18 protein-coding genes and 1 pseudogene (1 of these 19 running past the window's edge) are annotated in these 25,720 nt (G+C 67.7%); 9 read left to right on the top strand and 10 right to left on the bottom strand.

Annotated elements, in window-relative coordinates:
* Positions 1-24 precede the first annotated feature (24 nt).
* Together ACVWYO_RS10760 and ACVWYO_RS10765 are read right to left on the bottom strand one after the other, a co-directional pair.
* Complete coding sequence (locus ACVWYO_RS10760) at positions 25-1,566, bottom strand: tryptophan halogenase family protein (protein ID WP_457350654.1); 1,542 nt, start codon at positions 1,564-1,566, stop codon at positions 25-27.
* Between the two features lie 58 nt (positions 1,567-1,624).
* The gene (locus ACVWYO_RS10765; protein WP_457350656.1) at positions 1,625-4,591 is read right to left on the bottom strand and encodes a TonB-dependent receptor; all 2,967 of its coding nucleotides are present in this window, start codon (positions 4,589-4,591) and stop codon (positions 1,625-1,627) included.
* A gap of 228 nt (positions 4,592-4,819) precedes the next feature.
* Here ACVWYO_RS10765 and ACVWYO_RS10770 point away from each other — a divergent pair, with 228 nt between their 5' ends.
* The 4 genes from ACVWYO_RS10770 (at position 4,820) to ACVWYO_RS10785 (ending at position 9,659) form a co-directional block, all read left to right on the top strand.
* A complete protein-coding gene (locus tag ACVWYO_RS10770) occupies positions 4,820-5,530 on the top strand; it encodes a SapC family protein (RefSeq protein WP_457350658.1) in 711 nt (236 codons plus the stop codon).
* Positions 5,530-6,552, top strand: coding sequence for a cupin-like domain-containing protein (locus tag ACVWYO_RS10775; RefSeq protein WP_457354949.1), 1,023 nt, complete (start codon positions 5,530-5,532; stop codon positions 6,550-6,552). The genes ACVWYO_RS10770 and ACVWYO_RS10775 overlap by 1 nt, the downstream gene beginning before the upstream one ends.
* A 150-nt stretch (positions 6,553-6,702) precedes the next feature.
* The gene (locus ACVWYO_RS10780; RefSeq protein ID WP_457354951.1) at positions 6,703-7,761 is read left to right on the top strand and encodes an alpha/beta hydrolase; all 1,059 of its coding nucleotides are present in this window, start codon (positions 6,703-6,705) and stop codon (positions 7,759-7,761) included.
* Positions 7,761-9,659, top strand: a complete 1,899-nt coding sequence (locus ACVWYO_RS10785; RefSeq protein WP_457350660.1) for an NPCBM/NEW2 domain-containing protein — start codon at positions 7,761-7,763, stop codon at positions 9,657-9,659. Before ACVWYO_RS10780 ends, ACVWYO_RS10785 begins: the two co-directional genes overlap by 1 nt.
* A gap of 59 nt (positions 9,660-9,718) precedes the next feature.
* On the opposite strand, the gene ACVWYO_RS10790 is transcribed toward ACVWYO_RS10785, so the two are convergent.
* The 5 genes and pseudogenes from ACVWYO_RS10790 to ACVWYO_RS10810 form a co-directional block, all read right to left on the bottom strand.
* The gene (locus ACVWYO_RS10790; protein WP_457354953.1) at positions 9,719-10,405 is read right to left on the bottom strand and encodes a FadR/GntR family transcriptional regulator; all 687 of its coding nucleotides are present in this window, start codon (positions 10,403-10,405) and stop codon (positions 9,719-9,721) included.
* Positions 10,406-10,583: 178 nt separating this feature from the next.
* A complete protein-coding gene (locus ACVWYO_RS10795) occupies positions 10,584-12,017 on the bottom strand; it encodes a family 43 glycosylhydrolase (RefSeq protein ID WP_457350662.1) in 1,434 nt (477 codons plus the stop codon).
* A 23-nt stretch (positions 12,018-12,040) separates the two neighbouring features.
* Complete coding sequence (locus ACVWYO_RS10800; protein WP_457350664.1) at positions 12,041-12,736, bottom strand: acetylxylan esterase; 696 nt, start codon at positions 12,734-12,736, stop codon at positions 12,041-12,043.
* Complete coding sequence (locus tag ACVWYO_RS10805) at positions 12,733-13,680, bottom strand: alpha/beta hydrolase (RefSeq protein WP_457350666.1); 948 nt, start codon at positions 13,678-13,680, stop codon at positions 12,733-12,735. Before ACVWYO_RS10805 ends, ACVWYO_RS10800 begins: the two co-directional genes overlap by 4 nt.
* A 274-nt stretch (positions 13,681-13,954) precedes the next feature.
* Positions 13,955-14,827, bottom strand: a pseudogene (locus ACVWYO_RS10810) (carboxylesterase family protein); the annotation flags it as partial.
* Positions 14,828-15,125: 298 nt separating this feature from the next.
* On the opposite strand from ACVWYO_RS10810, the gene ACVWYO_RS10815 reads away from it, so the two are divergent.
* Genes ACVWYO_RS10815 through ACVWYO_RS10825 form a run of 3 tightly spaced genes read left to right on the top strand, consistent with a single transcriptional unit; the run spans position 15,126 to position 18,774 of the window.
* Positions 15,126-16,409: an MFS transporter gene (locus tag ACVWYO_RS10815; RefSeq protein ID WP_457350668.1), complete on the top strand. Its 1,284-nt coding sequence runs from the start codon at positions 15,126-15,128 to the stop codon at positions 16,407-16,409.
* Complete coding sequence (locus ACVWYO_RS10820) at positions 16,406-17,527, top strand: metallophosphoesterase family protein (RefSeq protein WP_457350670.1); 1,122 nt, start codon at positions 16,406-16,408, stop codon at positions 17,525-17,527. Before ACVWYO_RS10815 ends, ACVWYO_RS10820 begins: the two co-directional genes overlap by 4 nt.
* Positions 17,524-18,774, top strand: coding sequence for an arsenic transporter (locus tag ACVWYO_RS10825; RefSeq protein WP_457350672.1), 1,251 nt, complete (start codon positions 17,524-17,526; stop codon positions 18,772-18,774). The genes ACVWYO_RS10820 and ACVWYO_RS10825 overlap by 4 nt, the downstream gene beginning before the upstream one ends.
* A gap of 12 nt (positions 18,775-18,786) precedes the next feature.
* Here ACVWYO_RS10825 and mqo read toward each other — a convergent pair whose 3' ends face one another.
* From mqo to ACVWYO_RS10840, 3 genes are read right to left on the bottom strand one after another with little or no spacing between them, the layout of a single operon-like run.
* The gene (gene mqo, locus ACVWYO_RS10830; RefSeq protein WP_457350674.1) at positions 18,787-20,493 is read right to left on the bottom strand and encodes a malate dehydrogenase (quinone); all 1,707 of its coding nucleotides are present in this window, start codon (positions 20,491-20,493) and stop codon (positions 18,787-18,789) included.
* A gap of 45 nt (positions 20,494-20,538) precedes the next feature.
* A complete protein-coding gene (locus ACVWYO_RS10835; RefSeq protein ID WP_457350676.1) occupies positions 20,539-22,017 on the bottom strand; it encodes an alginate export family protein in 1,479 nt (492 codons plus the stop codon).
* A 1-nt stretch (position 22,018) separates the two neighbouring features.
* A complete protein-coding gene (locus ACVWYO_RS10840) occupies positions 22,019-23,359 on the bottom strand; it encodes a dicarboxylate/amino acid:cation symporter (RefSeq protein WP_457354955.1) in 1,341 nt (446 codons plus the stop codon).
* Positions 23,360-23,722: 363 nt separating this feature from the next.
* On the opposite strand from ACVWYO_RS10840, the gene ACVWYO_RS10845 reads away from it, so the two are divergent.
* Together ACVWYO_RS10845 and ACVWYO_RS10850 are read left to right on the top strand one after the other, a co-directional pair.
* Positions 23,723-25,480 carry a sensor histidine kinase gene (locus tag ACVWYO_RS10845; RefSeq protein WP_457350678.1) on the top strand — a complete coding sequence of 586 codons (1,758 nt, stop codon included), beginning with the start codon at positions 23,723-23,725 and terminating at the stop codon, positions 25,478-25,480.
* A protein-coding gene (locus ACVWYO_RS10850; RefSeq protein ID WP_457350680.1) for a sigma-54-dependent transcriptional regulator crosses the window boundary here: on the top strand, positions 25,477-25,720 show its 5' end (the start). The gene runs 1,049 nt beyond the window's last position; the window shows 244 of its 1,293 coding nt (coding positions 1-244); its start codon is at positions 25,477-25,479; its stop codon lies off the right edge, out of view. Before ACVWYO_RS10845 ends, ACVWYO_RS10850 begins: the two co-directional genes overlap by 4 nt.

The following is a 25,720-nucleotide window of genomic DNA, read 5'->3' on the forward strand; positions in this document are numbered from 1 at the left end:
GAAAGGAGAGCGCTCGGGAATGGATCAGATGGCCGGCAGGCCGCGCTCGACGATCTTGCGGATGAGGTCGCGGTTGCGCGGCAGGCCAGCGCGCAGCCGCTCGGTCTGGCTCGCCGCCTCGCGGCGCGCCTGTTCGGCAAGCCGGGTGTCGCCGGCGATCGCGTCGCGTGCGACCTCGGTCTGGAAGCCCATGCCGTAGAGCACGTATTGATAGCTCGCCGCGGGGAAGACCTCCTCGACGCGGTCGAACTCGTCGTGGAACCAGGGCGGCTGATATTTCCACAACGTCAGCAGATCGCGCAGCCGGTCGGGGATGCTTTCCGCGCGGACATTGTCGCGCCAGAAGTCGCTGTCGGTGCGCTTGGTCAGCACGTAATGCAGCTTGAGGAAATCGATGATCCGCCCCCAGCGATAGTGCGTCGTCGCGTTGAAGCGCGCGGCGAGGATGTCCATCACTTCGCGGCATACCGGCATCTGCTCGGCGATCAGCTTGGCCGAGAGTTCGATCAGCACGATCGCCGACGCCTCGAGCGGTTCGAGGAAGCCCGCGGCGAGTCCGACCGCGACGCAATTGTTCTTCCAGAAGGTCTCGCGGTGCCCGGCGCGGATCGCCAGCTTGCGCACCGGCAGGTCGCGGCCCGCGGGGCCGAGATAGGCGCGCAATTCCTGCTCGGCCTTGTCGTCCGAAATGTGGCTGCTCGAAAAGACGTGGCCCACGCCGCGCCGTGTCGGCAAACCGATGTCCCAGATCCAGCCCGACGATTGCGCGGTCGAGATGGTGTGCGACGCGATCGGGTCTTCGGGGTCGGCATAGGGGATCTGCACCGCCAGCGCGGTGTCGCAGAACAGCGTGTCGCTGCAGCTCTTGAACGGCACGCCGAGCGTCTTGCCGATCAGCAGCGCGGCAAAGCCGGTGCAATCGACGAACAGGTGGCCGGGGATTTCGCCCGCCTGTTCGGTGACGACGCTGAGGATATCGCCATTCTCGGCCTGGGTCGCATGCTGGACGTCGGCCAGCACGTGCCGGACGCCGAGCTTCTCGCAGCAATGCCGCTGGAGGAAGCCGGCGAATTTGCCCGCGTCGAGGTGATAGGCGTAATTGGCGACGGCCTCGAACTCGGGGGTCGCGATCGTCTTGGGCGCCAGCCCGTCGTCGCACAGCCGCCCTTGCGGGGACACGGTATCGCAAAAGCTCTGGGCGGCGTCGCCGGCGAGCCAATGCTCGGCAAGGTTCACGCGGGCAAAGCCCTGCGGCAGCATCAGCGGGTGGTAATAGCCCTCATCGGGCTCGCCCGTCGTCCAGCGTGCGAAGCGCGCGCCCTGCTTGAACGAGGCGTTGCATTCGCGGAAGAAATCGCTCTCCGACACGCCGATCTTGGACAGCGTTGCGCGGAGCGTGGGCCAAGTGCCCTCGCCGACGCCGATGATCGGCGTGTTGGGGGATTCGACCAGGGTTACGGTAAAGCCGGCCGGCATCCGGCCCTGATGGCGCGCGGCAATGATCCCGGCGGTCAGCCAGCCGGCGGTGCCGCCACCGACGATCACGATATTCTTGATGCTCTGCATCGCGCCCGATTACCAAAAAAACGGGGGCGCCGATATGGCGCCCCCGAGGGGGAGGGGGTCAGAAGCGGTAGCGTGCGCCAGCGAGATAGCGCCGGCCATAGTCGAACACGTCGAGCAGCTGATTGTCGAAGCGCCCATGCGTGCTTTGCTGGTTGTTGTTGACGTTCTGGACTTCGCCAAACACGCTGAAATGCTTGTTGATGTCATAGCTCGACGACAGATCGAGCTGCAGGCTGGAATTGACGAAGGTCGGCTCGGCCCCGAACTGGCCGGTATTCTGGTTCTGCCCGAACTGGAGCAGGTACGTGTCGCGCCAGTTGAGCGCGGCGCGGAACTGGAAGCCGTGCTTGTCGTAGAAGCCAACGAAGTTCGCCGAATTCGCCAGACCCGTCACGGCAAAGCCGGTCTGCGAGATGTTGGTCGGATCGTACGGCTTGTTGGTATCGACGAAGGTGGCGTTGGCGGTGAAGCCGAAGCCGCTGTCGCCGAACACCTGCTGCCACGCCACTTCGACGCCGCGCACCGTCGCATCGGGTCCGTTGACCTGTTGCGTCACCGCGAAGCTGGCGAGCTGCCCGGTGGTCGGATCGACCACGCCGTTGATCGCCTGGCGGGTGACCCCGCCGACGATGAAGTTGCTGACGTTCTTCACGAAGAAGTCGACCGACAGATACGAGTTGCGCTTGTAATACCATTCGGCTGCGATGTCGAAATTGTCCGACAGATACGGCTTGAGGTTGGGGTTGCCGCCGCTCGCCGTCAGCGCGTTGACGCGCTGGCCGCTGCCGACGTTGAGCACCGGCGAGAGCAGGTTCAGCGCCGGACGCGTCAGCGTGCGCGACGCATCGAAGCGCAGCTGCAGCCGGTCGGTGACTTCAAGCCGCGCGTCGAGCGTCGGGAGCAGGTAGGAATAGTTGCTCTTGCTCGTCACCGCCTGGACCGGGGTGTAGCTCGACACCGTCAGCAGCGTCGGATCGGCGCTGCTCGTGCTCAGTACCAGCGGCTGACGCCCCTGGCCGACCGAAGTCAGATGCGTGTTCTCGTTGCGCACGCCCGCGTTGAAGTGGAACGGCATGCTGCCGATATCGGCGGTGAAGTTGACGCTCATGTAGAGCGACCAGGTCTTTTCGCGAACGTCCTGGATGCTGCCGGGGTCGACCTGCTCGTCGAAGGTGCCGGTGAAGCCGGTCACGCCCGAATAGTTATAGCCCGGGATGTTCTTGGTCTGCGGATTGCCGAGGCTGGTCAGATAGTTCTGATACGCGATCGGGCTGAACATGACGAGCGACGGCGGCAACGATCCCTTGAATCCGGGGATGAAGTTGTTAGTCGAGATCGAACCCTGATACAGGCTGGCCGGCAGCGGCGCGATGCCGCCACCCTGCGCCGAGGGGGTGCCGTAGCCGGCATAGGCCTGCCAGTAATTGTTGGTGAAGGTGCTCTGGTTGTTCAGCTGGAAGCGGTCTTCGATATATTGGCCGCCGGCCTTGATCGTCAGATTGTCCTGATGCCAGGTCGCGCCGAAGCGCGCCTGCTTGAGCGTATCGGTGTTGCGCTGGGTCTGGTTGACCGTGACGTGCGAGCCGATCAGCGCCGGGTTGGCGAAGTCCGCAGCGCTGCCATTGGGCCCGTACGCGATCAGCGAAGGGAACGCATTCTTGCTATCGCCGACGATCTGCAGCCCGGTGGTCGTGCCAAGCGCGCCGCCATAGCCGATATCTCCATTCTGGCTGCCGATATTGCCGTCGGGGTTGCGCCAGCTCTGTGCGTAGTTGAGATCGCCCTCGAGCGTCAGATGCTCGTTTGCATCCCATTTGACGTTGCCGCCGATCGCGTTGGTCTGCAGCACTTCGGTGTTGATGGCCGAGGTGAAATCGGTCGGCGAGCCGGTCTGGGTGAAGTTGGTGGCCTGGCCGTTCTTGTCGAGCTCGACATTGCGCAGCGCGCCCTGGTTGAACCACACGCCGAAGCCGTAAATGTCGGTAACGACCTTCTGCCGCGAGAAATTGTCGTCGATCGTGACCATTACGTCGTCGGACGGATGCCATTGCAGCGCGATGCGCCCGTCATAGCGCTCGTCCTTGGTACGGTCCTGCTCGTAGACATATTGCTGCGGGAACCAGCCGACGACGGTCTGGCGCTGCGATGCCGGCGCACCCGCGGTCGAGGTCGGCGCGCAGGTGGCGGCAGTGCTGCCCTTGAGCTGGCACGGCGCGTAATAGCCGCCCGACCAGCCGTTGACGCCGACGCGGTTGGTGTCGGTGTCGCGGCGCGTGTAGATGAAGTCGGCGAGTACGCCGAGCGTGCCGTTGGCGAAGGTGTCGCTGAGCAGCACGCCGCCGGTCGGGACGATCTTGCCCGAGCGATCCTGGATCGAGCCAGCGATGCTCGTCGCCAGACGGAAGCCGGGGTGATCGAACGGCTTGGGAAATTCGACATTGACCGTCGCACCGATCGAGCTCGCGGTGAGCGCGACGTCGGGGGTCTTAAGCACGCTCAGCCGGCCGATGAAATCCGAGCCGACGGTCGAGAAGTCGATCTGGCGTCCGCCGGTCGCGGTCGAGATGCGGCGGCCGTCATACAGCGTCGTGTTGAAATCGCCGCCGAAGCCGCGAACGGTGATGCCGGTTGCTTCGCCGCGTGCGCCCGAGCGCTGGATCGACACGCCGGGGAGGCGCTGGAGCGATGCCGCCACGTTCGAATCGGGGAATTTGCCGATATCTTCCGACGAAATCGCGTCGACTACACCGGTTGCGGTACGCTTGATGTCGAGGTTGCGCTGGAGCGAGCCGCGCAGGCCGGTGACGATAATGTCCTGCGACGTGTCGTCGGTCGGATTGGCGGTGGCGGGGACGGCGGGCTCGACCGGGCCGGGTTGGGCGGTCTGGGTGCCCTGCGCGTCGGTGGACTGCGCTGCGGCCGGATCGGCGAGTGCAAGGGCGAACAGGCTGGAAGCGCCAACGAGGAGCAGCTTGCGCTGCCGGGCGGCTGCGGTTCGACGATCGGCGTATTCTGATCGGTGCATCATAATCCCCTCCTGAATTGTTTTCTGGTCTTCTACCCTCCGCATCGTTGGCGCAGGGCTCGGTGTTCCTCGGTCGAACGACTCTCGTCGGGTGCACCGTGGATAAGCGCTTTGGTATCGCTACCAGATGCACAGCGCAAGTCGATTTGTCGGTGTAAACAAAAAATCGTATCGCGCCCTTGGCCGGAGCCGGTGCGACCGCCTATGCCGGGCGCAAAGCCATGACACATGGCGGATCGATTTCGGGAGATGGCGGCGGTGGCGAAGCTGGAAATACTCAATCTGCACGACCATGCCGCGGTCCACGTCGCGCCGCCGGTCGCCGGTCAGCGCCACTTCGTGCCGCTCGTCACGAGCGAGTTCGAAGCCGCGGCTGCGCGCTTCCCAATCCTGTTTTCCAAGAATGCCGAGACCGGCGATTTCTATGCCGGCGCGATGCTTGGGTTCAAGCCGGGCGAGAATGTCGTCCAGGGCACCCCGGATGCCGGGACCGCCGACCGGCTGTGCGAATTCGTCCGCGAGGGCTTTTTCGTGACCGACGATGCGATCGTGCTAGACCGGGAGCACGCCCGCTTCGCAACCGCCGCGGCGCCGCCGCTTTTCGAGGACGGGGAACCCGCTGCAGCGTTGAAGCGAATCCAGCGCGCGCTGGCGCAACTCCATGCCGGCGTGCCGCGGACGGCGGCGTTCCTCGAACGCATGCTCGCGTTGAAGCTGGTCGAGCCGATCGACCTGTCGTTCAGCTTCGACGATGGCGAACGCCTCGTGCTCGAAGGGCTCTACACGATCAGCCGCGACGCGCTCGCCGACCTCGACGATGCCGCGGTGCTCGCGCTGTTCCGCGCTGGCGATCTCGCGCTCGCGCACGCCGTGATCGGATCCTTGCAGCACGTTGCGCGGCTCGCGCATCTGCGCAACGATCAACTCGCCGCCGGGTGATGCCGCACGCGGCCTCGTCGCTGCGGACGCTCGATGGTGCGACGCTCGGTCGCGAGCGCTTCGTCGCCGAGGTCGCGCGCGCATGCGAACCGGTCGTGCTGCGCGGGCTCTGCCGCGATTGGCCCGTGGTCGCGGCGCAGGCCGAGTCGCGCGCGGCCTTGCTCGCCTATCTCGCGCGCTTCGATGCCGGGCGAAGCGCCGAGGCCTTTATCGGCGACCCCGCGATCGGCGGCCGCTACGATTATGCCGACAACCTCGCAGACTTCACGTTCTCTCGGGAGACGCTTGGCTTCGGCGAGGCGCTTCGCCGTATCGCGGAGGCCGCCGACACAGCGGGGCGGTCTTCGATATATATGGGCTCGCTGCCGACCGACAGCCATCTCCCGGGCTTCGCCGCGGAGAACCGTATCGCGATCGTACCCGACGATGTATCTCCGCGCATCTGGCTCGGGACAGCCTCGGCGATCGGCTGTCATTACGACACGTTCGACAACATCGCCTGCGTTGTCGCCGGGCAGCGGCGCTTCACGCTCTATCCGCCATCCGCGATCGCCAATCTCTATGTCGGGCCGATCGATCATACGCTGGCGGGGCAGCCGGTGAGCCTTGCCGCGAGCGCCGCGCCGGGCGACCCGCGCTATCCCGATTTCGCCGCGGTCCGCCACCTGGCGATCACGGTCGATCTGGCACCGGGCGATGCGCTGTATCTGCCCAAACTATGGTGGCATTCGGTCGAGGCGACCGCGCCGTTCAACGGGCTCGTCAATTACTGGTGGGATGGCTTCGCGAGCGGACCCGACGCGCCCTACACCAGCCTGCTGCTCGCGATGATCGCGATCGCCGAGCGCCCGCCGGCCGAGCGCGCGGCGTGGCGGGCGTTCTTCGACCATTACGTCTTCCGGCCCGACGGGCACCCGCTAGCGCATCTGCCCGAGGCGCAGCACGGCATCCTCGGACCGCTCCGCCAGGGCAATTATGGGCGGATCCGCGCGCTGGTGATGAAGCTGCTGCGCGGCGGCTGAGACGCTGTCGCGATTTGGCTGCACGGGGAATTGACCCGATCGCGCTTTAGACAGACAAGAAGCGCGATCGGCCACGACGCCGACAGGCGATCCGGGGAGAGTAACGTGCCGACAGGGTACAGCGAGTGGACCAGGCGCCACCGTCGGTCGATGCTGGCCTGCGCGGTTGCTTTGGCGCTTCCCGCGGCCGCGACGCCGGCGCTGGCGCAGGTGCCGACCCATGTCCCGCCGCCCGTCGCGGGCGCGCGACCCGTGACCATCGAGCGGATCACGGTCCACGCACCGAGCATCGTCGGCAATCTCGAAGGCGAATCGGCCGAACGCGACGTGCTCGTCATCCTCCCGCCGAGCTATGCCGCGAACCCCAAGCGCCGCTACCCGGTGCTGTATGCGCTTCACGGGTATTCGATCGGCGCCGAGCAATGGACCGGCGAGATCCACGTCCCCCAGACGATCGAGGGCGCGTTTGCCACCGGTACGCCCGAAATGATCGTCGTGCTGCCCGATTCGAAGACGCTGCATAACGGCTCGATGTATTCGAGCTCGGCTACCACCGGCGATTTCGAGACCTTCATCGCGCGCGACCTCGTCGGCTATGTCGACGCGCACTACCGCACGCTCGCCGACCGGCGCAGCCGCGGGCTCGCCGGGCATTCGATGGGCGGCTATGGCACCGCGCGGATCGGGATGCGGCATCCCGACATGTTCGGCGCGATCTACATGATGAGCCCGTGCTGCCTGTCGGCGCGCGATCCATCGCAGTTCGATCCCAAGGCCGGCGCCGCGCTCGAAGCGGTGCGCACGCGCGAGGCGGTGGTCGCCCTCCCGTTCTTTGCGCGCGCGCAATTCGCCAGCGCGGCGGCCTGGTCGCCCAACCCGAAGAACCCGCCTTTCTATCTCGATCTGCCGACCAAGGACGGCGTCGTGCAGACCGACGTGGTCGCGAAATGGGCGGCCAACGCGCCGCTGTCGTTCGTCGATCAGTATATCGGCAATCTCCGGCACTATAAGGCGATTGCGATCGACGTGGGGGATCAGGACGGCCTCAAGGGCGACGCCACCAAGCTCCACGAGGCGCTCGATCGCTACGGCATCGCCAACAGCTTCACTATCTATCCGGGGACGCACACCAGCGACGTTGCGGTGCGCTTCCAGAATTTCGTCATGCCGTTCTTCGGCAAGATGCTCGAGACAAAGGTACCCCGCTGATGCGCCGGATCATTCAAGCCCTGCTGGCGGGTGCGGCGACGCTCTCCCCGGCGCTCGCCGCGGCCGACGACCTTGCGCCGACCGGCCGGTGGAGCGCCTACAGCGCCGGCGCGGCTGCGCTGCCGCCGATGGGGTGGAGCAGCTGGAACGCCTTTTACGAGGATGTGAGCGAGGAAAAGGTGATGGCCTCCGCGCAGATCATCAAGGATTCGGGGCTCGCGGCGAAAGGCTATCGCTATATCGACGTCGATGATGGCTGGTGGCTCAAGCGCCGCCAGCCCGACGGGCGGCTGATCATCCGCACCGCGACCTTTCCGTCGGCGAAGGGGGCAGGGCCGGGCGGCGAGACCAGCTTCAAGCCGTTCACCGACCGGCTGCACGCGATGGGCTTCAAGGCCGGGATCTATTCCGACATCGGTCGCAACACCTGTGGGCAGGTGTTCAGCACCGATCCGCTCAACCTGCCCGAAGGCACCGTCGCCGAACGCGAAGTGGGCCTGTACGGCCATGTCGAGCAGGACATTGCGCTCTATTTCCGCGAATGGGGGTTCGACCTGATCAAGGTCGACGGGTGCGGGGTGCGGGGCCTGCCGGCCACCGAGCCCCGCGTGATCGCGGGGCAATATCGCGCCTTCCCGCCGCTGGTCGATGTCGAATCGGTCGGTCACAGCGATATCGCGGGGGTACGCCGCCTGTACGAAGCGGTCGGCCAGGCGTTGCAGCGCGCCAATCCCGACAATGACTATCTCTTCTCGCTCTGCCTGTGGGGCGCGGCCGACGTGCGCGCCTGGGGCAAGGATGTCGCCGGTATCTCGCGCACCAGCGAGGACATTTCGCCCAATTGGTCGCGGATGCTGCACAATTTCGACACCACCGTGCGGCGCGCGCTCTATGCCCATCCCGGCTCGTGGAACGACCCGGACATGCTGTTCGTCGGCACGAAGGACTTCGACGCGGACCATATGAACGAGGCGCGCTCGCATTTCTCGCTCTGGGCGATGGTCAATGCGCCGCTGTTCATCGGCTATGACCTGCGCAAGGCGCCGAAATCGATGATGGATGTCCTCGGCAATGCGCGGATCATCGCGCTCGACCAGGATCCGGCGGGCAACCAGGCGGTGCTGGCGTTCGATACCGACGATGTGCAGATCCTCGTCAAGACACTCGCGAGTGGCGACAAGGCGGTCGCGGTGTTCAACCGCAACGCGATGCCGGTCGATGCCGTGCTGACCGCCGACCAGCTCAAATTCACCGCCGATGGCGAGGTGACGCTCGACGATCTGTGGGACGGCGGCCAGACGCGCTTCCGCAAGGAGACCAAGCTCACGCTCGCGCCGCACCAGACGCTGGTGTTCGCCGCGCACGGCACGCGCACGCTCGCGAACGGGCTCTATCTCTCCGAGCAACCCGGCCGGGTGAACCCGGCGGTCGACGGCGTGACCGTCCCCGAGCACGACCCGCTGATCCATCGTGGGATCCTGCCGTGGCGGAGCACGCGCGGCGATGGCGACCATCCGCGCTACGGCGGCTGGGGCGGGGCGCAGGCCGACAGCTCGCCCTACGGCGAGACGCTGCAAGTCGCGGGGCGCCGCTTCACCACCGGAATCGGCACGCTCGCCAATTCGCGGCTCGAGGTGCGCAATGCCGGTTTTGCGACCTTCTCGGCGCTGGTCGGGTTCGATGATTCGGCACGTGATCGCAGCCAGCCGGTGCGCTTCATGGTCTATGGCGATGGGAAGCTGCTGGGGCAGTCGGCGCCGATGCGCTTCGGCGAGGCGCCGGCGTCGCTGAAAGTCGACGTGCGAGGCGCCAAGATCATCGAACTGGTGGCGCGCACGCCGCAGCCGATGCGCTTTCCCGACCCGGTCAGCTGGTCCGAGGCGGCGCTGCTGCGCTGAGCGGCTGAGGGATTTACGCTGAAACGAAACTCCGGGGGGGGGTGAGCGCTCGCAGCGCGCTATACTTTGACCGCCATCACGCTCTGCGTATCCTCGAGCGCCAGCTCGACCAGCCGCCGCATCGCTGCGGTCGCCGCCTCGACATCGGCGGCGACGATCGCGTCATAGACGAGCACATGGTCGGGGATCGGATTGCGCGGCAGTGCGCGCATGCGCTGCTTGAACTGCGTCGTCCAGGCGACTGCGGCACCGATCGAGGCGCTCATCACCACCAGCGCATCGTTGCGCGTCGCGCGCAGGATCGCGTCGTGGAACTGACGGTCGGCCGCGCGACCCGGCTCGGTCGCGAGCGAGTGGCGGCGCATCGCGGTGAGCGCGTCCTTCATCCGCTTGATGTCGTCGCGGTCACGCTTGGCAGCGGCTATCCCCGCGGCGGCGGGCTCGATGATCAGCCGTAGCTCGAACAGGCTGCGCACCAGCTGCGGATCGGGCTCGCCTGCAAACGCCCAGGCGAGCACGTCGGGATCGAGCAAATTCCAGCGGTCGCGCGGCAGGACACGGGTGCCTGTCTTCGGGCGGCTTTCGACGAGGCCCTTCGCGATCAGCCCCTGAATGCCTTCGCGATACGCGCTGCGCGACACGTCGAGCGACTCGGCAAAGACCGTCTCGCTCGACAGCGTTTCGCCCGGCGCATATTCGCCCGACAGGATCGCGACGCCCAGCTTGTGCGCGATCGCGCCACGCAGGCGGCGTCCCTTGCCGCGCGGCGTGCGTGGGGGTGGGGCGGAACCGTCTCCGGCTTCGGCTTCGGCATCGTCTGCCGCGATTTTGGTGTCTTTGATCGTCACAGCCTTTCACCCTAGCAGCGACGAAGCGCTTCGGAAACTGCGACCATTGTAGCAGGCATCCTGTATCGCTGGTCGGTCACGGGCGCTGAAAACTCCAGCGGCCGGTCGGGCTGGCGGGATCGAAGCGCACCAGCGCAGCGGTGCTCCTGCCGATCGCGACGAGCGCGCGTGCCGGGCGCGCCCCGCCAGCGCCCTTTGGCGCGATGCGATAGGTCCCGTCGGTCAGCTGGTCGATCCGCCACAATTGCTCGGGCGCGCCGGTGAAGGCGGGAACGGTACCGACATCGTCGCCCGCCACCGCCAATGCGCGCGTCGTGCCGGCGATCCGGATGCTGTAATACGGCGCACCGAATGCGCCGCCGCCGCCGGGCACGGGCGCGATCGTCCATTGCTGGTGCGGGCGGATCATATAGTCGCCGAGGTCGACCGCGGTCGGCCCCTTGGGCCAGCTGACCATGTCCTGCGCCAGCGTCTGGTTGGCGATCGGGCCGACGGGGGTGTCCGGCTTGGCCCTGAAGCTCGCGCGCGCGTCGAAGGCGATCCGCGTGTCATCGACCGCCAGCTGCAACGCGCCGCCGCGCTCGGACTGGACTTCGTAGGTCCCCGCGACGAGATTCTCCCCGGCGACCGGCCAGCCATCGCGCCACAGCAAGGGTTCGATCGCGAGCACGCTGCGCCCGCTGCGGTCCATGTCGGCCTCATAGTGCATCGACATCTTCTCGACCCCGTCGCCGACATCGAGCAGCCCGAAATGCCCCGGCCCATAGTGCCGCCCGCGCCCCGCGACGACGAGCTTGCCGCCACCCTTGAGCAGCGGCACGCCCAGTTGGTCGACGAACGGCCCGGTCGCGCTGCGCGACCGGCCGACGCGGATGTTGTACGAGGAATTGGGCCCGTCGCAGCACGTGCCGTGCGTGCCGAGCAGATAATACCATCCGTCGCGGGCCAGCAAAGCCGTCGCTTCCATGTCGATCGCGACATCGACGGGCTGGTTGCCGGCCAGCCGTCCGCCGGTCTTCGGGTCGAGCTCGACCATCCGAATCGCGCCGAAATAGGTGCCATAGCTCAGCCACAACCGACCATCGGCGAGGAGGAAGGCCGGGTCGATCGCGTCGGCGCCCTGGACCCCGTCGCTCGATGCGACGACGCCGACGTCGTGATAGCCGAACGCCGGGGATGTGGGATCGAGCGTGCTGGTCCACATCACCACGACCAGGCTGGCATGCCCGCCGTTCATTCCGCCGCCGCCGACCGCATAGGCGACATAGAAGCGCTCGCCGATCCGGATCACGTCGGGCGCGACACCGCCGCCGGGGCGCTCGCCACCCGCATGCCAGGTCCAGCCGTCGTCGGAGACGAGCCCGCCGCCGCGCGTGCCGAAGGTGTAGTATTTCCCGTCGGACAGCGTGATCGTCGAGGGATCGTGGATGAAGGGCTCGCCTGCGAGCTGGGCGGCGGCGGGTGTCGCCGCGAGGCACAGGCCGAGGGCGGCGAGGACGGTGGTTTTCATACGTTCTCCGACGCGCCGCGGCGCTATTTGGTGGTGGTGACGATGTCGCGGATCGGTTGCCCGTTCGCATCGAGCAGGCGGACACAGAAATCGCTGAGGCCCGGGCCGTTGATCACCGCACCGCGGATGACGTTGCGCCCCTTGTGCAGCGTCAGCGGGTGCGAAAGGACATCGTCCATCACCATCCGCCGATCGCCGTAGAGCCCCGCTGCCTCCGTGCCGTTGACCCACCACATCGACGCCGAGTTCGAGCCGACCGCGAGCCGGACGCCGCGCAGCTCACGCGGGGCCTGGACCACCGTCACCGCCCAGAAGATCACGCCGTAGACCGGTTTGCCGAGGCTCTGCGCGAGATTGAACAGTTTGGCATCGAAGCGCGTCGCATCGAGCGCGTGCCAGCGCGGCGCCGCGGCGATCTTCGCAGCCTCGCCGTCGCGCGGCACCGCCATCGGTGGACCTTGCGGAAGCGAGGCGGCAAAGGCTGCGCGGACGTACGCTTCGGTGAAGCCGGTATTGCTGCGGTTCGGCTTGACGATCGGCTCGAGCAACAGCCAGCGCTGGAGGAAACCGTCGGCGTCGGGGGCCTTGGGCGCCGCGGTGGCCGGTACGAAATAGTCCGCCAGCGGGGGCGGGGCGGGCGGTGCAGTTTGCGCGCCCGCATACGCTGGAAGCGTCAAGCAGAGTGCCGCCAGCGCGGCGTGCCGTATCGAGATCTTCATCGTGCGGCGACTCCACTTGCGGATTTGCTATGCGTGATGCCGGTCATGTCGAGCTTGCGGATGAAGGCGTCGAACCAGCCGGTGCTCGTCGTCCCCTGCTTGCCGAGCCCGAAGCCGTGGCCGCCCTCGCCATAGAGATGGAATTCGACCGGCCGCCCGGCCTGCTGCCACGAATCGATCAGCCCGAGCCCCTTGCGCGCGAACAGCGGGTCATTCGCGGCGAGCACTGCGAACAGCGGCGGCGCGTCGGCGGCGACCGGGACTGCCTCCATCGACCCATAGATCGGCGCGAGAAAGGCGGGGCGTAGCTCGGGCGCTTTCAGCGCGGTCGCCATCGTCGTCATCGCGCCCGCCGAAAAGCCCATCATGCCGATCCGCGCAGGGTCGACATGCCACTCGGCCGCGCGCGACCGGATCAGCGCGAAGGCGGCGCGTTCGTCGGCGATCGGCTCGGCGAGCCCGGCCGCCGCATCGCCGGGGCGCAGCCGCGAGTCGGCCCAGCCCGCGCCGGCGAACATCGCCGCGACCGCCTGTTCGAACTGCGGCATGCCCGCAGGCGTCGGCTTGAGCCGGTATTTGAGGACGAACGCCGCGATGCCGTGGTCGGCGAGCGCACGCGCGACGCGCCAGCCCTCATTCTCCATCGACAGCATCAGGAAACCGCCACCCGGCGCGACGATCACCGCCGCGCCGGTCGCCTTGGCGGGATCGGGCAGGAACGGCGTCAGCGTCGCCACGCTGACGTTGCGCGTCATTGCGACGCCATATTGGCGGAACCACGCCTCGGGCGCGCTCGACCCCGCGACGCCGCCGGTCCCGAGCGCAATCGCATCCGGCTCGGCCGGGGCGGCAGTCGAGACCATCCGCGCGTCCTGTGCAACCGCGGGCATCGCCAGTGCCAGCGCGAGCGCAGCCAAGCCCTTTCCCCACACTCGTCTCGTCATCGCCTGTCCCCCCATGTGTCGATGCCGCGCTCAGGCGAGCAGGATCCGCGCGCGCCGCGCCCTCGGGATCGTCGACCATGCGGCAGGTCGAATCGAACACCATCGTCTGGCAGCGCACCGGATCGGTCGGCCCCCAGCCGACCCGCGCCGTGGTCGATGGACCGCCCATCGGGCTGCCGGGGCCGTTGATCTCTGCCGCCACCTTGCTGCCGGTGGTGAACAGCGTGTTCCAGTCGGCCTTTTGCAGCGCGGCGATGTCGGTGACGCCGAGCTCGCGCCGCAACCGCCGCGAGAAGTCGCGCGACTGTTCGGCGGTCGGGAGCGCGCCGCCGCCGCCCGATTGCACCGCGGCGCGCTGGATCATCCCCTTGGCGCCGGGCATCCCGAGCAGCGTCGTCACCTTCGACCCGCCGCCCGACTGGCCATAGATCATGATCGTCGCGGGATCGCCGCCGAAATTCGCGATATTCTCCTGCACCCAGCGCAGCGCCGCGACGCAATCGGTCATGCTGACATTGACCGATTCGGCGTAGGGCGCGCCGCCGAGCTCGGCGAGATCGAGGAAACCGAGCACGTTGAGCCGGTGGTTGATCGAGACCTGCACGACGTCATGGTTGCGCGCCATCTGCGCGCCGTCGTGCGAGGCGAGTTCGTAGGACGAGCCGAAGCTGAACCCGCCGCCGTGGAAATAGACCATCACCGGGCGCTTGCCGCTGAGCGACGGTGTCCAGATGTTGAGCTTGAGCATGTCCTCGCCGAGGAAACCGTCAGTCCATTGCTGGAGGAAGGTATGCTCGGCGGCGCGGAACGGGTGGAGCGTCTGCGGGCAGTTCGCGCCATAAGCGAGCGTGTTGCGCGGTTCGCTCCAGCGCTTGGGCGACTTGGCAGGCAGCCAGCGATTCTCGCCGCCGGTATCGTCGCCATAGGGCACGCCCTTGAAGGTGAAGACGTGGTCGGCGACATAGCCACGGACCGGCCCATATTGGGTTCGTGCGACCGCGCTGGTTGGGGTGGTGCAGCTGCCTGTGCCGCGTGCCGCTGTCCCGGCGGCGCTGGCGGGCATGGCCGCGAGCGGAAAGGCGGGGCCTGCCCCGGCGGCGACCGAAGCGAACAGCGCGGAACGGCGATCGACACCTGGCCCGGTCATCTCATCTCTCCTGACACGGCCGCTCGTTCTGGCGGCTCGTCTTGTGCGATCGAGCACCCGGGCGCGGGGCGCCACGGGCGGGGACTCTATGAAAGAAAAGGTAGGCGCAGGGTGGGGTTAGCGTCAATAGTCTGACAAACAGAATTCGCCGTTCAGACCGATCGACGGCGATTTTCTTAATCTATGTGAACCGAAAATGAATAGGGCCGTTTAGGCGCCATATCGGCGGCGGCGCTACGCTCCGACAATTCAGGTCCGACGCCAGCCGGTGTTCGATTCGTGTAAGCAGGAGCGTACGATGGCGGCGAAGGCACAAGCGGACTCCGAGGCAGCGACCTCGGGAGATCGCGCACGCGGCAAGACCGCGCTGCAGGCGCTCAATTTCTTCATGGCGGACATGCAGGCGGGGATCGGCCCGTTCCTGGGGGTCTTTCTCCAGCAGCGTGGCTGGACGTCGGGGCCGATCGGCACGGTGATGACCGCGGGCGGCGTTGCCGGCATGTTGATGACCGCGCCGGCCGGCGCGTTTATCGACCATACCGAGAAGAAGCGGCTGGTCGTCATCGTCACCGGTATTTCGACGGTGCTGGCGTCCTTCCTCATCCTGTTGTCGCAATCGGCGTGGGTCGTCACGGTCAGCCAGGTCGCGACCGCGATCGCTGGCGCGGCGATCGGTCCGGCGGTCGCGGGGATGACGCTCGGCATCGCGCGGCAAAAGGGCTTCAACGCGCAGAACGGGCGTAACCAGGCGTGGAACCATGCCGGTAACATGATCGGCGCGGGGCTGTCGGGCTGGCTCGGCTACAAATTCGGGATGCCGGCGATCTTCTATCTCGCCGCGGTGTTCGGCGTGCTGGCGATCGCGTCGGTGCTGATGATCCCCGAAAAGGCGATCGACCACCGCGCCGCGCGCGGGCTCGAAGGCAAAGCGAGCGACGATGAAGACAGCGGCAAGGCGGAGGGCTTCAAGGAGCTCTTGCGCAACAAGCCGATGCTGATCCTGGCGGCATCGCTCGCCTGCTTCCATCTCGGCAACGGCGCGATGCTGCCGCTCTATGGCCTCGCCGTCGTCGGTGCAGGCAAGGGCAATGCCGCGCTGTTCGTCGCGCAGACGGTGGTGGTGGCGCAGGCGGTGATGATCGTCGCGTCGCTCGCGGCGATGCGGATGGCGTCGGGCAAGGGCTATTGGCTGGTGCTGCTGATCTCGTTCGCGGCGCTGCCGCTGCGCGGGGTGCTTGCGGGCAGCTTTATCGAACAATGGGGGGTGTGGCCGGTCCAGGCGCTCGACGGGATCGGCGCGGGGCTGCAGAGCGTCGCGGTCCCCGGGCTCGTTGCGTGCCTGCTCAACGGCACCGGGCGCGTCAATGTCGGGCAGGGCGCGGTGATGACCGTCCAGGGCGTCGGCGCGTCGCTCAGCCCGGCGATCGGCGGGTGGCTCGCCCAGGCGCTCGGCTATCATATCGCCTTCTTCATCCTCGGCAGCTTCGCCTTTGTCAGCCTGGCGCTGTGGATCGGCTTTGCGGGGACGCTGCGTCCGGCCTGCGCCGGCACGCGCGACGCGGACGAGGCGGACGCGCAATGAGCGGCACGATCAGCTGGGTCCATATCGGCGACCTGCACATGGACGAGGCCAATGGTTGGCAAAGCCGCGATCGGTTGGCGGCGATCGTCGCCGAGATCAACGCCTCGGTCGGCGATGCCGCGGACTTCGTCTTCCTCCCCGGCGACAACGCCAACCACGCGACGCCGGAGCAATATCGCGTCATCACCGACACGCTCGAGCCATTGCAGCTGTCGTGGCGCGCGATCCCGGGCGACCATGATTTCGAGGGCGGCGATCTCGACGCGTACGAGGCCGGCTTTCCCGAGGACAACCGGCCCGAGGTCGAGGTGATCGCCGGCCACCGCTGCATCTTCCTCGACATCATCTCGGCTGGCGCCGGCGGGCCCGACTTCCGGCTGACGCGGCATCACCATAATCGCCTGCTCGAGGAGCTCGCGCGCGCCGAGGCCGAGGGGCAGACGCCGCTGGTCTTCATGCACGCCTATCCCGGCGACCTTGCCGCCGACGGCGAGACGATCGCGCGGATCTTCGCTGATGCGCGCGTCGCCTTCGTCGACACCGGGCACACGCATTATAACGAACTGCTCAACGATGGCCGCGTCGTCTATGGCGCGACGCGCTCGACCGGCGAGATCGAGGAGGGCGGGGGCAGGCCCGGCTTCTCGATCGTCACGGTGCACGATCGCGTGCCGAGCTGGCGCTTTAAGGAGAGCGGCGGCGAGTGGCCGTTCGTCCAGATCGTCGCGCCCGCCGACATCCGCATGGTGACGCGCCCGGCGGATCCACAGCACGTGCCGCGCCCCTGCGCCGTCGAGATCGTCGCCAAAGTGTTCGGGCGCGGGGCGGAACCGGTGATCCTCTCAATCGATGGCCAGCCCGACATGGCGATGACCGCGCTGCCCGAGCCCGCGCTCTGGCGCGCGAGCGTGTCGCTCACGGCCGGACTCCACCGCGTGACCGTTGCGTGCGGCGCGGATCGCGACACGATCGACATCCTCGTGCGCGCAAGCGACGATGTCCCGCGCCGCGGCGTGCCCATCGCGCCGGGCCATGCCATCCACAGCATCGGCGCCTGGCCCGAGCACGGCCTTGCCGGGACGCAGCTCGGACCCAACAAGAACGGACGGCATTGGTGATCCTCGCGAACGGTGCGACCTGGGGCATTTGCGCGGCTGCCACCGGCGCTGTCATCACGCGCCCCTTCCGCTTGCCCGAGGCGATCTGGGCGGTGGCCGGCGCGGTGCTGCTCGTCGTGTTCGGGCTGATGCCCGCGCCGGCGGCGTTCGCGGCGATCGGCAAGGGGCTCGACGTCTATCTCTTCCTGATCGGCATGATGCTGCTCAGCGAAACCGCGCGCGAGCAAGGGCTGTTCGACTGGGTCGCGGCGACCGCGGCGATCAACGCCAAGGGATCGTCGGCGCGGCTGTTTCTGCTCGTTTATGCGACCGGGATCGTCACCACGACCTTCCTGTCGAACGATGCGACCGCAGTCGTCCTCACCCCCGCGGTCTACGCCGCGGCGCGCAAGGCCAAGGCCGAACCGCTGCCTTTGCTCTTCGCCTGCGCGCTGATCGCCAATGCGGCGAGCTTCGTGCTGCCGATCTCCAACCCCGCCAACCTCGTGCTCTATGGCGGGAAGATGCCGCCGCTCGGCCAGTGGTTCGGCTCGTTCGCGCTGCCCTCGCTTGCGGCGATCGTCGTGACCTATGCGGCGCTCCGCTGGATCGAGCGCAAGAGCCTCGCGGGATCGTGCGAATCGGAAGTCGAGCGCACCCCGCTCTCGACCGGCGGCAAGGCGGCGCTCGCCGGGATCGTCGCGACCGCCGGCGTGCTGATCGGCATGTCGGCGTTCAACCTGTCGCTCGGCCTGCCGACCTGCCTTGCCGGACTCGCGACGACGCTCGGCGTGTGCGCCCTGGCGAAGCGCTCGCCGCTGGCGCTCGCGGGGCAGGTGTCGTGGAGCGTGCTCGCGCTTGTCGCCGGCCTGTTCGTGCTGGTCGAAGCGCTCGATCGCACCGGCGTGATCGCGCAGGTCGCCGCAGCGCTCAAGGCGGCGGCGGCGAACCCCGTACAGGGCGCCGCGCTGTCGGGCACGATCCTCGCCTTCGCGTCGAACCTGATGAACAACTTGCCCGCCGGGCTGGTGGCGAGCACCGCGGTGGCGCAGGTCCATCCGCCGCGGCTGATCGTCGATGCCTTGCTGATCGGGGTCGATCTCGGCCCCAATCTGTCGATCACCGGGTCGCTCGCGACGATCCTGTGGCTCCAGGCGATCCGCCGCGAGGGCGAGGATGTCGGCTTCTGGCGCTTCCTCAAGGTCGGCGCGGTGACGATGACTCCCGCGCTCGCCGCGGCCCTCGGCGCGCGGCTGCTGATCGGCTGACCGCGCGGCGCGTTACAGCGCCAGATCGGGGTGGCGATCGACCTTGACGCGCGTCGCTGCGGGGCGCGGGGTCGTTGCGACCTGAACCGCGGGCGAGGGGGTGGCGAGCTCGAGCGTCTCGGCAGTCGCCGCCCAATGCGCCGCCAGCAGATCGGGATTGGCGTTGAGCGCAATCCCATAGGTCGGCACGATCGCGCGGATCTTGGCCTGCCAGGCAGGCGTCGCGAGCCGCGCGCCGAACACCTTCTTGAGCAGATCGAGCATGATCGACGGCGCGGTCGAGGCGCCGGGCGACGCGCCGAGCAGCGCCGCGATCGACCCGTCCTTCGACGCGACGATCTCGGTCCCGAGCTTGAGCACGCCGCCCTTCTTGGGGTCGCGCTTGATGATCTGGACGCGCTGCCCCGCCTGCCACAGCTTCCAGTCGCCCTCGACCGCGTCAGGGAAATATTCGCGCAGCGCCTTCATTCGATCGGCGTCGGTCATGATCAGCTGCCCCGCGAGATATTCGACCAGCGCGAAATCGTCCCAGCCGACCGCGATCATCGGCCGGAAATTGTCGAGCGTGACCGAGGCGGGGAGATCGAAATACGAGCCCTGCTTGAGGAACTTGGTCGAGAAGGTCGCAAACGGGCCGAACAGCAGCGCCTGCTTGCCGCCGAGATAGCGCGTATCGAGATGCGGCACCGACATCGGTGGGGATCCGACCGCGGCCTTGCCGTAGACCTTGGCGCCGTGGCGCTTGGCGATCGCGGGGTTTTCGGTGACGAGGAACGATCCACCGACCGGGAAGCCGGCATAGTCGTCGGCTTCGGGGATGCCCGATTTCTGGAGGATCGGCAGCGCGCCGCCGCCCGCGCCCGCAAACACGAAGCGCGCGTTGACGACCTGCTTGGCATCGCCTTTGGTCGCGCGATAGGTAACGCGCCAGGTTCCGTCGGGATTGCGCTCTAGGTCGCGAACCTCCTGGCCCGCCTTGAGCGTGAAGCCGGGCTGCTGGACGAGCGATCCGATATATTGCCGCGTCACCTCGCCCCAATCGCAATCGGTCCCGAGCGGCGAGCGCGTCGCGGCGAGCTTGGTCGCGCGGTCGCGGCCCTGCATCATCAGCGGCACCCAGCGCGAGATCTCGGCGAAGTCGGTGCTGAATTCCATCCCCGAGAAGAGCGGGCTCGCGCCGAGCGCTTCGTAGCGCTTTCGCAGGAAGGCGACGTTGGCATCGCCCCACACTAGGTTCATGTGCGGCGTCGAATTGATGAAGGCGCGGGGTTTGGAGAGGATGCCGGTCTTGACCTGATGGCTGAGGAACTGGCGCGTTACCTGGAACTGCTCGTTGATCTCGATCGCCTTGGCGATCTCGACGCGGCCGTCGGCGGTGTTGACCGGCGTGTAGTTGAGTTCGCACAAAGCGGAATGGCCGGTGCCGGCGTTGTTCCAGCCGTTCGAGCTTTCATCGGCGACGGTGTCGAGCCGTTCAACCATCTCGATCGTCCAGTTCGGTTCGAGCTCGCGCAGCAACACCGCGAGCGTCGCGCTCATGATCCCGCCGCCGATTACCAGGACGTCGACCGAGCGCTCGGGCGGTGCCGCCTCGGCCGATGTGAGCGGCAGCATCGCGACGCTGCCGCCCGCGATCGCCGAGCCGAGCACCGCGCGGCGCGTGACGCCCTTGGTCTCGCGGGCGGTGGCGGCTTCGGGGGGCTTGGGTGCAATCGACACGGTCATTCCTTCGGGTTGGTCGGCGCGCCGCCGGGGAGCGGCGCGTCAGAAGCGGAAACTCAGCCAGCCGGCGATGAAGTCCGAGCTGTGATAGCCGGCCTTGGTCAGCGACGGTCCGGCGGCGAGATGTTCGTAGCGCCCGGTGAACGACAGCCGCGACGCGATCGCCCAGACCGCCTGCACGCGGGTGACATCGCCGATCTTGCGGTCGGCGACGTTCTGCGTTCCGGCAAAGGGCTGGCCGTTGGCGCGGTACACCGCGTCGCGCGCGTCGTCGCGCCAGGTCAGCTGATATTCGGCGCTGACGCGCACCGTCTTGATCGGCGTGAAGCTGACCGTCGGCGCGACCGCGACCAGGTTCGACGGCGTCAGCGACAATTGGTAACTGTAATAGATGTTGTTGCCGAACGGCGCATAGGCGTTGCGCAGCGTACGCCCGCCATAGCCGCCGCCGCCGCTCGCATAGTCGGCATGGAAGCCGATGCGCGGCGCGGTGCCAGTCTTGCCGAGGCGATAGCTCTGCGCGAACAGGCCGTGCCAGGCGTCGATCCGCTGCTCTATGAAATTGCCCCATTGATGGTTGAGCGTCCAGTCGATCGTCACCGGTCCGGCATCGCCCCAGACATGCGCGCCGCCGTAGAAGCGCCGCCCCGCGCCGATCCGCCCGCCCCACGTGCCGACCGAATTGCGCCGCCGCCACAGGAACGGATCGACATAGAGTTTCGAGCCGCCGAACCAGTGCTTCGGCACGACGATGCCAAGCGTCACCCCCGAGAAGCGCCGTGCCGGATCGCTGACATCGTCGTCGATGCCGAGATCGCCGTACGCGGTCGGCTTGAGATCGAACACGTCGACGCGGAAGCGGCCAGTGCGTGCCCAGGCGCGGACGCCGTTGAGCGTGTAGCGGATCGTGTTGTTGTCGCGCTGCGAGACGAGCAGATTGGGGCCGTCGGTGAATTCCTGCCGGCCATAGCGCGCGCCAAGCGCGACGCCGCCGACATCGACGGTCGCTTCGGCGAAATATTGCTGCAGCGTCAGCGCATTGCGCAGCGTGGCGGCGGGTGCACCGAGTTCGCGCCCGCTGATCCCGCCATGCGCGACCTCGCCGTAGAAGCGCAGATGCGGCCCGACATGCAGATCGGCGCCCGCGGTGATCCGGCGGATGTCCTGCCGCTGGTGCGGCGTGTTGCGCAGATTGGGATTGGTGGTGAGGTTCATCCGCAGCCGCGCCTCGCCCGAGAGCGTCAGATAGATGTCGCCGTCGCTGTCGAGCGGGATGAATTTGAGCCGGTCGATCGGATCGTTGCGCTTGGCGGGGTCGCGCAGCACACGCCAATCCTCGGCCCAGCGTGACAGATTGTAGCCGTTGGTGGTGGCGCCATCGCCCGCCGCTGCGGCGGGATATTCGGTCGCAGCGGGGCTGGCGGCGGGCGCTCCGGTCTCCTGCGCCAGTGCGGGGGCGGCGAGCAGCAGCGCAAGCGGGGTGGTGGCGCGCAGCGCGCGCGTCGGGTTCAGCTTGCCCATGTTATTCGGCCGGCACGGCGTCGGCCGCCATTTCGTCGACACGCACGCTGCGCCCCGCGATCGCGCTGCGGAACTGCTCCATGTCGAGCTTGCCCTCCCAGCGCGACACCACGACGGTCGCGACTGCATTGCCGATGAAGTTGGTGAGACTGCGGCACTCGCTCATGAAGCGATCGACCCCGAGGATCAGCGCCATCCCGGCGATCGGCACGCTCGGCACGATCGAGAGCGTTGCGGCCAGCGTGATGAAGCCCGCGCCGGTCACCCCCGCCGCGCCCTTCGACGACAGCATCGCCACGCCGAGCAGCAGCAATTGCTGGCCGAGCGACAGATCGACGTTGCACGCCTGCGCGATGAACAACGCCGCCAGCGTCATATAGATGTTGGTGCCGTCGAGGTTGAACGAATAGCCGGTCGGCACGACCAGCCCGACCACCGATTTGGGGCAACCGGCACGTTCCATCTTCTCGATCAGGCTCGGCAGCGCGCTTTCCGAACTCGAGGTGCCGAGCACGAGCAGCAGCTCGTCCTTGAGATAGCCGATCAGCGTGAAGATCGAGAACCCTGCCCAGCGCGCGACGAGCCCGAGTACGACGATGACGAACAGCAACGACGTCGCATAGAAGGTGCCGACGAGCATCGCGAGATTGGCGAGCGTGCCCGCGCCATATTTGCCGATGGTGAACGCCATCGCGCCGAACGCGCCGATCGGCGCGGCCTTCATCACGATCGCGACGACCTTGAACACCGCGACCGAAATATCCTCGAGCGCGCCGAGCAGCTTCGTCCCGCGATCGCCGATCATCGCCAGGCCGATGCCGAACAGCACCGCGACGAACAGCGTCTGCAGGATGTTGCCCTCGGTCAGCGCCGACAGGAAGGTGTTGGGGATGATGCCGGTGAGGAAGCCGACCAGCGTTGTCGCATGCGCCTTGCTGGCATATTCGGCGACCTTGGTCGTATCGAGCGTGCTCGGATCGATGTTGAGCCCGGCGCCGGGCCGGACGACATTGGCGACGATCAACCCGATGATCAGCGCGAGCGTCGAGAAGAAGAAGAAATAGGCGAACGCCTTGCCGACGACGCGCCCGACCGAGCCGAGATCGCGCATGCCGGCGATCCCGGTGACGATCGTCAGGAAGATCACCGGCGCGATGATCATCTTGACCAGCTTGATGAAGGCATCGGCAAGCGGCTGGAGCGATTCGCCCGTCGCCGGATAAAAATGCCCGAGCAGCACACCCGCGACGATCGCGATCAGCACCTGCGCATAGGTGTGGCGATACCAGGGGCGGCGGGGGGCGGCCGGTATTTCGGCGGCGGGGTTTTGCGAAATCGGGATCACGGCCTTCTCGTCCTCATCCAGGGGGGAGCGCCTCTGACGGGCGTTTGAACAGGCAGCGAGTGTGCCGCAGCGGCGAATGCGGGCCGCGCACAATTCGCCATTTTCGTGCAAAAGACTAGGAATGCGGCATTTTCCGGTAGAGCCGCGGTCGCGCGTCCCGGATCGATATGCCATATTCGGGACAGAGGCTGGCGCCGTTGTGCCGAAAGTTGCACATTGCGGCCGACGCGCACCCAACCGAGGCGTGTCGATGCTCTTGTCCCATCGTCCGGTTGCTATGGCAGATCGATCGACCATGACCTGCACCGTGTTTCGAGCCCTGCTGCCTCCCGCCTGGCGCGTCCGCCGCCGCGCGTACGGATGACGGCGCGCGAAACGCTGAGCGCGGCGCGGCGGTCGCTCGGGCTGCGCTGGGTGATCGTCGTGGCGATCCTGGCAATCGCGGCCGCGTGGATCGCCGGGCGCGTCGCCGAGCAGCGCGTCGTCGCGGCGCTGCACCTCCAGGTCGAAAGCGATGCGCGGCTGCGCGCGGCCTTGCTCAACGGCGAGCTTGCCCGCTTCCGCCTGCTCCCGCTGACGCTCGCCGACGATCGCGACGTGATCGCCGCGATCGGTGGCGATCCGGCGGCGCGCCGCGCGCTCGACATCAAGCTCGAAGCGCTGTCGCGCGTCACCGGCGCCCCCGTCATCTATGTGATCGGGCCCGACGGCGTCACGCTGTCCGCGAGCAACTGGCGATCGCCGCAAAGCTTCGTCGGCGCCGATTACCGCTTCCGCGCCTATTTCCGCGACGCGCTCGCGCACGGCGAGGCGAGCCAATATGCGCTGGGGACGGTCTCGCGCCACCCCGGACTCTACCTCGCGCGGCGGGTGGCCAACCGCGGCGTGATCGTCATCAAGCTCGACTTCGACCGGATCGAACGCGTCTGGGCCGGCGCCGGCGGGATCACGCTGGTGCGCAACCCGCTCGGCATCGTGCTGGTCACCAGCCGCCCGGCCTGGCGCTTCGCCGCGACGCGGCCGCTCGCGGCGCGCGACGAAGCGCAGTTCCGCGGCGCTGCGCGTGTCGGTGCAACCGCGCTCGCCCCCTTGCCCGTCGCGCCGCGCGATGGCGAGGCGCGCTTTGTCGGGCTTGGTGCGACCTTCCTCGCGCGCACCGCGGTCACCGCGCAGCCCGGCTGGCAATTGCTCCTGCTCGAGCCGATCGATGCTGCGGTGACATCGGCGCGGCGGGCCGCCTCGGTCAGCGCCGCGCTCGCCACGATCGCACTCGCGGCGCTCGCCTGGGCCTGGCGCCAGCGCGTCACGCTGTCACGACGTCGGACCGAGGAGCTCGAGCGCGCGGTCGCCCGCCAAACCGCCGATCTGCGGCGCGAGATGGACGAGCGTGCCGAAAGCGAAGCCCGTGCCGCCGAATTGCGCGAGGCGCTGCGTCAGGCCAATCGGCTCGCCGCGCTTGGCCAGATCACCGCGAGCGTCGCGCATGAGACCGCGCAGCCGGTCGCCGCGATCCGCACCTATGCCGCCTCAGGCGCGACCTTGCTCGATCGCGGCGCGCTGGCCGATGCGCGCGAGAATTTCGTCAAGATCGGTGGGCTGGCGGAACGGATCGGCGCGGTCACCGCGCAGCTGCGCGGCTTCGCGCGCCGCCAGACCGGGGAGGTGCGGCCGGTCGACATCGCCGAGGTGATCGACGGCGCGCTGCTCATCCTCAGGCAACAGCTGCGCGGGGTCGCGCTCGACCTGCCGACGCTCGATCCGCGTCTGGCGGTGATCGGCGGCAAGGTGCGGCTCGAGCAGGTGCTCGTCATCCTGATGCAGAATGCGGTCGAGGCGATCGCCGCGTCCGACACCCGGCGGATCGGCCTCAGCCTGACGAGCGATGCGTCGCATGTCCGGCTCGTCGTGGCCGATACCGGCCCGGGGGTTTCGCCCGAGATCGCGGCGCGGCTGTTCACCCCGTTCGTGACGTCGCGGCCACAAGGGTTGGGGCTCGGGCTGGTGATCGCGCACGACATCATGGTCGAACTCGGCGGAACGCTGCGATTGCTCCCGGGCGAGGGCGAGGGCGGGGGTGGGGGCGGGGCGCGCTTCGAGATCGGGATGCGGCGCGCATGACCGAGACCCGCCCGCCGCGCGAGGTCGCGCTGATCGACGACGATGACGATCTGCGCGCCGCGACGACGCAGCTGCTCAGCCTCGAAGGGTTCAGCGTGCGCGCCTTTGCCGATGCGGCGAGCGCGCTCGCGGTGATCGGTGCGGACTATCCCGGCGTCGTCATCACCGACGTGCGGATGCCGGGCATGTCGGGGATCGACCTGTTCGGCGTATTGCACGCCCGCGATCCCGAATTGCCCG

It is taken from the genome of Sphingomonas sp. UYP23 (assembly GCF_054059235.1).

Coding starts and splice junctions, on each gene's coding strand:
- ACVWYO_RS10760 (WP_457350654.1), bottom strand. CDS start 1,566: ATGCAGAGCATCAAGAATATCGTGATCGTCGGTGGCGGCACCGCCGGC.
- ACVWYO_RS10765 (WP_457350656.1), bottom strand. CDS start 4,591: ATGCACCGATCAGAATACGCCGATCGTCGAACCGCAGCCGCCCGGCAG.
- ACVWYO_RS10770 (WP_457350658.1), top strand. CDS start 4,820: ATGGCGGATCGATTTCGGGAGATGGCGGCGGTGGCGAAGCTGGAAATA.
- ACVWYO_RS10775 (WP_457354949.1), top strand. CDS start 5,530: ATGCCGCACGCGGCCTCGTCGCTGCGGACGCTCGATGGTGCGACGCTC.
- ACVWYO_RS10780 (WP_457354951.1), top strand. CDS start 6,703: ATGCTGGCCTGCGCGGTTGCTTTGGCGCTTCCCGCGGCCGCGACGCCG.
- ACVWYO_RS10785 (WP_457350660.1), top strand. CDS start 7,761: ATGCGCCGGATCATTCAAGCCCTGCTGGCGGGTGCGGCGACGCTCTCC.
- ACVWYO_RS10795 (WP_457350662.1), bottom strand. CDS start 12,017: ATGAAAACCACCGTCCTCGCCGCCCTCGGCCTGTGCCTCGCGGCGACA.
- ACVWYO_RS10800 (WP_457350664.1), bottom strand. CDS start 12,736: ATGAAGATCTCGATACGGCACGCCGCGCTGGCGGCACTCTGCTTGACG.
- ACVWYO_RS10805 (WP_457350666.1), bottom strand. CDS start 13,680: ATGACGAGACGAGTGTGGGGAAAGGGCTTGGCTGCGCTCGCGCTGGCA.
- ACVWYO_RS10815 (WP_457350668.1), top strand. CDS start 15,126: ATGGCGGCGAAGGCACAAGCGGACTCCGAGGCAGCGACCTCGGGAGAT.
- ACVWYO_RS10820 (WP_457350670.1), top strand. CDS start 16,406: ATGAGCGGCACGATCAGCTGGGTCCATATCGGCGACCTGCACATGGAC.
- ACVWYO_RS10835 (WP_457350676.1), bottom strand. CDS start 22,017: ATGGGCAAGCTGAACCCGACGCGCGCGCTGCGCGCCACCACCCCGCTT.
- ACVWYO_RS10845 (WP_457350678.1), top strand. CDS start 23,723: ATGACGGCGCGCGAAACGCTGAGCGCGGCGCGGCGGTCGCTCGGGCTG.